7 protein-coding genes are annotated in these 8,599 nt (G+C 66.4%); 4 read left to right on the top strand and 3 right to left on the bottom strand.

What is annotated here, in order from left to right; genetic code table 11:
- Positions 1-500: 500 nt before the first annotated feature.
- Entirely contained in the window at positions 501-2,435 is a 1,935-nt protein-coding gene (gene asnB / locus AB0M24_RS48010) for an asparagine synthase (glutamine-hydrolyzing) (protein ID WP_363781971.1), read from the top strand.
- Positions 2,436-2,492: 57 nt separating this feature from the next.
- The gene (locus tag AB0M24_RS48005) at positions 2,493-3,755 is read left to right on the top strand and encodes an MFS transporter (RefSeq protein ID WP_363781969.1); all 1,263 of its coding nucleotides are present in this window, start codon (positions 2,493-2,495) and stop codon (positions 3,753-3,755) included.
- Here the strand turns inward: AB0M24_RS48005 and AB0M24_RS48000 are convergent.
- Positions 3,739-4,521: a hypothetical protein gene (locus tag AB0M24_RS48000; RefSeq protein ID WP_363781967.1), complete on the bottom strand. Its 783-nt coding sequence runs from the start codon at positions 4,519-4,521 to the stop codon at positions 3,739-3,741. The genes AB0M24_RS48005 and AB0M24_RS48000 overlap by 17 nt on opposite strands.
- A 72-nt stretch (positions 4,522-4,593) precedes the next feature.
- Between AB0M24_RS48000 and AB0M24_RS47995 the strand changes: the two genes are divergently transcribed.
- Complete coding sequence (locus AB0M24_RS47995) at positions 4,594-5,988, top strand: APC family permease (protein ID WP_363781965.1); 1,395 nt, start codon at positions 4,594-4,596, stop codon at positions 5,986-5,988.
- A gap of 7 nt (positions 5,989-5,995) precedes the next feature.
- Here AB0M24_RS47995 and AB0M24_RS47990 read toward each other — a convergent pair whose 3' ends face one another.
- Positions 5,996-6,715 carry an AAA family ATPase gene (locus AB0M24_RS47990; RefSeq protein ID WP_363781963.1) on the bottom strand — a complete coding sequence of 240 codons (720 nt, stop codon included), beginning with the start codon at positions 6,713-6,715 and terminating at the stop codon, positions 5,996-5,998.
- Positions 6,712-7,488, bottom strand: a complete 777-nt coding sequence (locus AB0M24_RS47985) for an MBL fold metallo-hydrolase (RefSeq protein ID WP_363781961.1) — start codon at positions 7,486-7,488, stop codon at positions 6,712-6,714. Before AB0M24_RS47985 ends, AB0M24_RS47990 begins: the two co-directional genes overlap by 4 nt.
- Positions 7,489-7,525: 37 nt before the next feature.
- Between AB0M24_RS47985 and AB0M24_RS47980 the strand changes: the two genes are divergently transcribed.
- Positions 7,526-8,413 (top strand): aldose 1-epimerase family protein, encoded by an 888-nt coding sequence (locus tag AB0M24_RS47980; protein ID WP_363781959.1) that lies wholly within the window; start codon positions 7,526-7,528, stop codon positions 8,411-8,413.
- Positions 8,414-8,599 lie beyond the last annotated feature (186 nt).

Below are 8,599 nucleotides of genomic sequence, written 5' to 3'. Positions count from 1 at the left end.
GGTCAGGTCAAGTCGACGAAAAGCGTGTCGACTTGACCTGACCCCTCTGGCGCGGCAGACGTTCAGCCACGACTCGTGACGGGGGCCACCGGAGCGCACGGTTTCAGGCAGCTCGGCTTCGCCATCGCCAGGGCAGCTCGGCTTCGGCATCGCCTCGCTCGGCTTCGCCTTCGCCCTTGCCCGCTCCCGCCCCTGTCTCACTCCGCTTCCGTCCCGCCCCGCTCTCTTCCGCTTCTGCCTCGCCTCGCCTTGCCCTCACCTTGCCGCGCCCGCCTTGCCTCGACCGTCCCGGCTCGCCCCGTCCTGCCTTGTACTCGCGCTTCCCCGCCCCTCCCCAGCTTGCGCCCCAAGCCCCTCCGTCCCCGGCCCGTCTCCCTGTCTCTGTTCCTGTGTGGCGGAACCTGACCTGGGGGTTGCGCGTCCTCAGGCTGCGGGAAGTGTCCGGTTTGGGCACGGGCATACTGGGATTTCTGGTCGGCTAGCTACGAGGTGTGTTTCACGTGTGCGGAGTGCTCGGACTCATCTGTTCTACCGAGGCCGCTGCGGCCTCCGCGCGCGGCAACGTGGCTGCGGCTTTGCGTTGTCAGCGGCATCGGGGGCCTGACGAGCAGGACACTTGGGCTGACGCTGAGGTCGTGTACGGGTTCAACCGGCTTGGGTTCATCGACTTGGACCATTCGCACCAGCCGCTGGTTTGGGGGCCGCCGGAGAACCCCACGCGGTACACGTTGAACTTCAACGGGGAGATCTACAACTACAAGGAGTTGCGGGCCGAGCTGGCCATGCACTTCGGGGCCCAGTTCAAGACGCAAGGGGATGGGGAGTCCATCGTCGCCGGGTACCACTACCGGGGGGCTGACTGGGTCAAGAAGCTTCGCGGGATGTTCGCGTTCATGATCTGGGACGCGCAGGAGCGGGTGGTTTTCGGCGCGCGGGATCCGTTTGGGATCAAGCCGTTGTACTGGGCCAGTGGGCCTGGTGGGGTGGCGTTCTCGTCGGAGAAGAAGTCGCTGCTGCAGCTGACCGGGGTGCTCGGCATCGGGCAGGAGCTGGATCAGACTGCGCTGCAGCACTACCTGGTTTTGCAGTACGTGCCGGAGCCCGAGTCGTTGCACAAGGCCATTCGCAGGGTTGAGTCCGGGACGTCGTTCAAGGTCAGTCCGGGTGGGCAGGTGCTGTTCAACCGGTACTTCAAGCCTGTGTTCTCGCCGAAGCCGGTCAACGGGGCGCACGAGGCTGAGGCGTTGCACGAGCGGATTGCCGAGGTCATGCGGGACTCGGTGGCCAAGCACATGATCTCGGACCCGGATGTGACGGTCGGGGCGTTCCTGTCTGGCGGGATCGACTCGACGGCCACGGCTACGTTGGCCAAGTTGCACAACCCGAACCTCATTGCGTTCACCAGCGGGTTTGATCGCGAGGGGTACTCCGAGGTCGATGTGGCCGCTGAGACGGCGGCGGCGATCGGGGTGCGGCATGTGGTCCGCACGGTGTCGCCGGACGAGATGATGGAGGAGCTGCCGCTCATCCTCTGGTACCTCGATGATCCGGTGGCTGACCCGGCGTTGGTGCCGTTGTGGTTCATCGCGCGGGAGGCGCGGAAGTACGTCAAGGCGGTGCTGTCCGGAGAGGGTGCGGACGAACTGTTCGGCGGGTACGTGATCTACCACGAGCCGCTTTCGTTGTCGCCGTTCGAGAAGGTGCCCGGCGGTGTGCGGAAGTTGATGGGCGCGGTGTCCAAGAGCATTCCGGAAGGTGTGCGCGGCAAGGACTTGCTGCGGCGCGGGGCGTTGAAGTTGGAGGAGCGGTACTACGGGAACGCTCGCAACTTCAGCGATGCGCAGGTGCGTGCGGTGTTCCCGGGGTACGTGGAGGGCATTGGCTTCCAGGACGTGACCGCGCCCTGGTACCGGGAGTCCGAGGGCTGGGATCCGGTCGCGCGGATGCAGCACATCGACCTCTACACGTGGCTGCGCGGGGACATCCTGGTCAAGGCCGACAAGGTGACCATGGCCAACTCGATCGAGCTGCGGGTGCCGTTCCTGGATCCCGAGGTCTTCAAGATCGCGGCTGAGGTGCCGTTGGACCAGAAGCTGACGGAAGGCACGACGAAGTACGCGTTGCGCAAGGCGTTGGCGAAGATCATTCCGGCGCACGTGCTGAACCGGCCGAAGCTCGGGTTCCCTGTGCCGATCCGGCACTGGTTGCGGGCCGAGATGTACGACTGGGCGCGCGGGATCATCGCGGACTCGCAGACCGGGCATCTGCTCGACAAGAACGCGGTGCTGGAGCTGCTGGCCGAGCACAAGTCCGAGCAGTTCGACCGGAGTCGTCAGCTGTGGTCGGTGCTGTGCTTCATGATCTGGCACGGAATCTTCGTCGAAGGGCGAATCTCGCCGAAGGTGCCGGAGCCGGTGTACCCCGTGCGTCTCTGAAGTGTTGTTGGCGACACATTCACGTAAAGCACTTGTTAGTTGCCATAGGCTAACCATGTGGCCACTGTGGGGAGAAGCGCGCGCTCGACGTTCGTGATCGACACTCGACCGTTGAAGATCGTCGCGTATCGCCGGTTGTGGCTGTCCACGATCGTCACGGCGGTGGGCTCTCAGCTCACCGCCGTTGCCGTGCCCAAGCAGGTGTACGACCTCACCGGGTCGTCGGCTTGGGTCGGTATCGCCGCTGGTGTGGCGCTGGTTCCGTTGCTCGTGTTCGGGCTGTGGGGCGGGGCCATCGCCGACACGGTGGACCGCAGGAAGCTGCTGCTCGTCACGAACACCGGCATCGCGGTGTCGTCGGTGCTGTTGTGGGCGCAGGCGGCGCTGAACGTCGGCTCGGTGTGGCTGGTGATCGCGCTGCTCGGGTTGCAGCAGGTGTTCTTCGCGGCCAACGCGCCGGCGAGGTCCGCGTCGATCGCGCGGTTGGTGCCGGCCGAGCTGTTGCCGTCGGCCGGTGCGCTCGGGTCGACGGTCATGCAGTTCGGCGCGGTGCTCGGGCCGTTGCTGGCCGGGGCGTTGATGCCGGTCGTCGGGCTGTCGACGCTGTACCTGGTGGACGCGATCGCGCTGGTCGTCACCGTCTACGCGGTGTGGAAGCTGCCTTCGATGCCGCCGCTGGACGGGGTGGTGCGGCGCGCGGGGTTGCGGGACGTGCTCGACGGGTTTGTCTACCTGTGGGCGCAGAAGGTGCTGATGGCGAGCATGCTGCTGGACATCATCGCGATGGTGTTCGGCATGCCGCGGGCGCTGTTCCCGGAGATGGCCCAGCACACGTTCGGTGACCCGGCCGGTGGTGGCTTCGCGCTCGGCGTGCTGTTCGCGGCGATTCCAGTGGGTGCGGTGCTGTGCGGGCTCACGTCCGGGTGGATCTCGAACGTGCAGCGGCACGGTGTCGCGTTGACGCTCGCCGTGGTGGGCTGGGGGCTCGCGATCATGGGCTTCGGGCTCGCCGGGTCGTTGTGGGTGGCTGCGGCGTTCCTGGCGTTGGCCGGTGCCGCGGACATGGTGTCGATGGCGTTCCGCGGGGCGATTCTGCAGTCGGCCGCGACGGACGAGATGCGCGGACGGATGCAGGGTGTGTTCATCGTCGTCGTGGCGGGTGGGCCTCGCATCGCGGACCTGTTGCACGGCACGGGTGGCGCGGCGTTCGGCACGGCCGCGGCGGTCACGGCCGGTGGTGTGCTGGTGATCGTCGCCGCGGTGGCGATGGTCGTGCTGCTGCCCGCGATCTGGCGCTACCGCGTCACTTCCTCGGACTGATCTCGCTCGCGTTCGGTTCGGAGATCACCACGTCGGCTCCCCAGTCGGTGAAGCGCGCCTCGTCGACGATCAGCGCGTTCTGGAACTGGGTGGAGAACTTGATGCGCGTCGGCAGGCCCCTGGCGTCGGTCTCGATCTCGCCCGCTGAGCCGGGGACGCCCTGGTCGAGGGCCAGTTTGACCTCGTTGCGCAGGTTCTCGTCCTTGAGCGTGTCGTAGGCCTTCTGGTAGTCGACGGCGATCGAGTAGCGGATGCGGTCGCCCGTCTGCGCGGTCAGCTTGAGCTCGCCGCCCGCCAGGATGATCGGCAGGTGGTACGTGGTGAAGACGGCCTGCTGGTAGATGACGTCTTGGAAGCCCAGCAGGGTGTTGGTGAGCTCGTCGTTGTCCTGTCGGGACAGTTTCAGCCACGACTTGTCCTGCGGCAGACCGAACACCGGCGGCAGCTGCACGAACGCGCTGTCCACTGTGGTCGAGACGAACCGCAGCTCCTCGTCCTGGCCGCCGGTCTGCACGGGACGCTTCGTGGTGGCGTCGATGCTCGGGTGGTCGCCGAGGCGCACCGAGCCGTTCGCGGGGGCCGTGACACCGCCGCTGGTCGGCGGCGCGATGGTGAAGCGGTAGGTCTTCTTCTCGTTGGCAGCCTTGGTGACCGCTTCCACGAGGCTCTTCGCGTCCGAGTACTGCTTCGGCTGTTCCGGCGGCGGTGACGAGGTGCAGGCGGTCAGCGCGAGAGCCGCGAAGAGCAGCGTTGCCGTGCGAGTCATAGTTACACCATATGGGTGAGGTCCGCGCCTGTTCGCGCTGGTAGCCGGGCAAAACGGGCACAATCCTGGGGCATGGCTGAAGCGACTCCACAAACGGAGCAACCGGAACTGCATCGGGCCATCGGTCCGAAGCTCCTGTTGTTCTTCGTCGTCGGCGACATCCTCGGAACCGGAATCTACGCGCTCACCGGCAACGTGGCCGGGAAGATCGGCGGCGCACTCTGGCTGCCCTTCCTGCTCGCGTTCGTGGTCGCGTTCCTCACCGCGTTCAGCTACCTCGAACTCGTGGGGAAGTATCCCAAGGCCGCGGGTGCGGCTCTGTACACGAACAGAGCGTTCAAGATCCACTTCCTGACGTTCATGGTCGCGTTCGCGGTCATGTGTTCCGGCATCACGTCGGCGTCGTCGGCTGCTCTGGCGTTCGGTCGCACGTACCTGCGGCAGCTGCTGGTGGAGTTCTTCGACGTGGCGCTCAGCCCGGAGTCGCTGGTCATCACCGGTATCGCGATCGTCTTCATCGCGGCACTGGCGATCATCAACTTCCGCGGCGTGTCCGAGTCGGTCAAGGCCAACGTGGTGCTGACCTGCATCGAGCTGTCCGGTCTGGTCATCATCATCCTGATCGGCGCGTGGGCGGTCATCAACGGTGACGGCGAGCCCAGCAGGCTCACCGACATCCACGTCCCGTCCGGCAGCAACGTGCTGCTCGCGGTGACCTCGGCGACGGCGCTCGCGTTCTTCGCGATGGTCGGGTTCGAGGACTCGGTGAACATGGCGGAGGAGTGCCGCAACCCGGTCAAGATCTTCCCGCGCGCGATGTTGTGGGGCATGGCCATCGCGGCGCTGATCTACGTCCTGGTCGCGATCACGTCGTCGTTGCTGATCCCGTCCGACGAGCTCGCCAAGGCAGGCAGCAGCGCGTTGCTGAGGGTCGTCACGGTCGGCGCGCCCGGCTTCCCGCTGTGGATCTTCGCCCTGATCGGCCTGCTGGCCGTCATCAACTCGGCGCTGATCAACATGTTGATGGCCTCGCGGCTGCTGTACGGGATGGCGAACGAGAAGATCATCCCGGGGTTCTTCGGCGCGGTGCACCCGTTCCGCCGCACGCCGTGGATCTCGATCGTGTTCACCACCGGCGTCGCGGTGATCCTCGTGTCCACCGCGGACATCGGCAAGCTCGGTGGCACGACGTCGTTGCTGCTGCTGGTCGTCTTCACCATCGTCAACGTGGCGTGTCTGGTGCTGCGCAAGGAGAAGTCGGAGCACCAGCACTTCAGGGCGCCGACGTGGGCTCCGGTGCTCGGCGCGGTCACGTGCGCGTACCTCGCGATCCCGTGGACGTCCGGTCGTCCGTGGGACGACTACAAGATCGCCGGCTACCTGCTGCTCGCCGGTCTGGTGCTCTGGGGCATCAACCGGGTGCTGCACGGCAAGGTGGAGACCCACCCCGAGAACCTCGGCAAGTGAGGGCTTTCTAGTCCAGCAGGTGCCTCAGGAACCGGTCGGGCTCACCCAGGAAGTTGCGGGTGAGCGCGACCGGTTCCGCCGCGTCGTAAGGAACTTCGTCGATCTCGCCGTCGGTGATCTCGAGGATCTGCGCGTTCGGCGCGGCGAGCAGGATCGGCGAGTGCGTGGCGATGATGAACTGCGAGCCTTCGGTTGTCAGTTCGTGCATGCGCCTCAGGACGGTCAAGCATCCCTTGACGGACAGCGCGGCTTCCGGCTCGTCCAGCACGTAGAGGCCTCGGCCGCCGAACCGGTGCGTCATCAGGTCCATGAAGCTCTCGCCGTGCGACCGCTCGTGCAGCGACTTACCGCCGTACGAGGCGTGGATGCCATCGCCGATGCGGTCGATCTCGGTGGCGACGTTGTAGAACGACTCGGCGCGCAGGAAGAAGCCGGTGCGGGGCTTCTTGATGCCCCAGCTCAGCGTCAGGTAGTCGCCGAGCGACGACTCGGTCGCCTTGGTGGCGAAGTTGAACGACTGCGTGCCACCTTCGGCGTTGAAGCCCGCCGCCACCGCGATCGCCTCGACCAGCGTCGACTTGCCCGCGCCGTTGTCACCTACGAGGAACGTGACCGGCTTCGTGAGCTCGATCGGGTTCTTGATCAGGTGCTGGACGACCGGGAGCGTGAACGGGTAGCGGCGGGTGTCGTGCTGCGCCTCGAGACGGATCTGGCGGATGAACGTCATCCGACGCGAGCCAGTTCGACCGGGTCGTGGGCGCAGAAGATCTCGACCTCGCCGGTCTTCTTGAGCTCCTTGAGGCGTTCCACATTGGACAGACGCTGCTCGCGGATCGTCTCGGTCTGCTTGGCGGTGAGCTTGAGCGCGAAGATGTTGCTCGACGGCGTCTCGACCTCGCCGCGGTAGAAGTAGGCGTCGCCGGCGTGCAGCAGCCAGCCGTCGTTGCTCTTGACCGCGATCCCCGTGTGGCCGCGGGTGTGGCCGATGAGCGGCACCATCAGGATGTCCTCCGGGAGGCCGTCGATGTTCTTCACGGCCTCGAACCCGAACCAGTCCTCACCCTCGGCCTTGTGCGTCTCGAACGTGACGCCCTCGCGCTGCGCCTTGGGGTACCGCGCCCGCTCCTTGGCGTTGCGCGGGTTCGACGCGGCCTCCAGCTCGGTGTCCAGCACGTGCACCGTGGCGTTGGGGAAGTCCCGCAGCCCGCCCGCGTGGTCCAGGTCGAGGTGGGTGAGCAGGATGTGCCGCACGTCCTCTGCCCCGTACCCGCGCTTCTCGACCTGGTAGATCGCGGTCTCGTTGATGTCCAGCAGCGGCTTGAGCAGCGTCCGGCTGAGCGGGTCGAGCGTGGCCTTCGGGTCCGTCACCTCGTGCGTGCCGAAGCCGGTGTCGACCAGGACCAGCCCCTGGTCGGTCTCGATCAGCAGGCAGTGCGCCACGATGCCGCCCGCGACCAGGGGCGGGCGCATCGTGCCGCAGTTGAGGTGATGAACCTTCATGGGGAATCCTTCCGCTGGCCCCGTAGGCTTCTGCCTCATGTTGGGGATCTCGTACGAGGGTGCCACCGCCGTGATCACGACTGTAGGCGCGGGGCTGCGGTCTTTCGAGGTGGACGGCGTTCCGTATGTGGAAACATTCGGCGCCGACGAGAAGCCGCCGATGAGCGCCGGCGCCGTGCTGATCCCCTGGCCGAACCGGACAGCTGGAGCCTCCTGGGTGCTGGACGGGGTGCGGCAGCAGCTGGAGGTCACCGAGCCTGCTCGCGGGAACGCGATTCACGGGCTGGTTCGGCGGCGGCCTTGGTCCGTTTTGGAGCACACCGGGTCGCTGGTCTCGTTGCAGACGACTGTGGAGCCTCAGGCTGGGTGGCCTGCGGCTTTGTACTTGACCGTGTCGTACGCGTTGGATGACAACGGGCTGACGGTCACGCACGGGGTTACGAACGTCGGGGACGTTGCGACGCCGTTCGGGGTGGGGACGCATCCCTATCCGCGGGCTGGGAACGCTGCTACCGACTCGTGCACTTTGACGTTGGCGGCTACCACTGTGCTGCCGCTCGACACCTCGCGGATGGTGCCCTCAGGGGAAGCTGTGCCGGTGGAGGGGACTGAGTTCGACTTCCGGGGCGGGCGTGGGCTGGACGGGGTTCAGCTGGACACGCCGTTTGGTGGCTGTGAGCCGGGACGCGACGGGCTGGTCCGGCACTCGCTGACCGCCGAGAGCGGCGGCGTCGAGGTGTGGGCGGACCCGGCCTTCCGCTGGGTGCAGGTGTACACGCCGGACTCCTACCCGGATCGGGGGCGCGCGGTGGCTGTTGAGCCGATGACTTGTCCGCCGGATGCTTTGAATTCTGGGGTGGACTTGATTTGGGTTTCGCCTGGGGAGTCTTGGGGGGCTCGGTGGGGGATTCGGCCTCTGGTGTGAGCGCGCCGGTTCCGTAGGTCGTCCGCCTGTTGCGTTGGCGGCTGCCTGTTTCGTGTCCGTGCCGTTCCCCTGTTGCGTAGTTCATGTTCCTGTTGCGTGCTTCCCCTTGGGAGCTCTGCCCCAAACCCCGCCAATCTGATCAGGGGGCCAGCGCTGCGGGCGGGTTGATGGCACGCCTGTTGCTTA

Origin of the sequence: Lentzea sp. NPDC051838 (genome assembly GCF_040681245.1) — a bacterium.
Classification (GTDB): Bacteria; Actinomycetota; Actinomycetes; order Mycobacteriales; family Pseudonocardiaceae; genus Lentzea.
This window is presented reverse-complemented; position numbering and strand designations above follow the sequence as displayed.

Excerpts from the sequence above, each read along its gene's own strand:
- AB0M24_RS47995 (WP_363781965.1), top strand. The coding sequence starts at position 4,594 with ATGGCTGAAGCGACTCCACAAACGGAGCAACCGGAACTGCATCGGGCC.
- AB0M24_RS47990 (WP_363781963.1), bottom strand. The coding sequence starts at position 6,715 with ATGACGTTCATCCGCCAGATCCGTCTCGAGGCGCAGCACGACACCCGC.
- AB0M24_RS47985 (WP_363781961.1), bottom strand. The coding sequence starts at position 7,488 with ATGAAGGTTCATCACCTCAACTGCGGCACGATGCGCCCGCCCCTGGTC.
- AB0M24_RS48000 (WP_363781967.1), bottom strand. The coding sequence starts at position 4,521 with ATGACTCGCACGGCAACGCTGCTCTTCGCGGCTCTCGCGCTGACCGCC.
- AB0M24_RS47980 (WP_363781959.1), top strand. The coding sequence starts at position 7,526 with ATGTTGGGGATCTCGTACGAGGGTGCCACCGCCGTGATCACGACTGTA.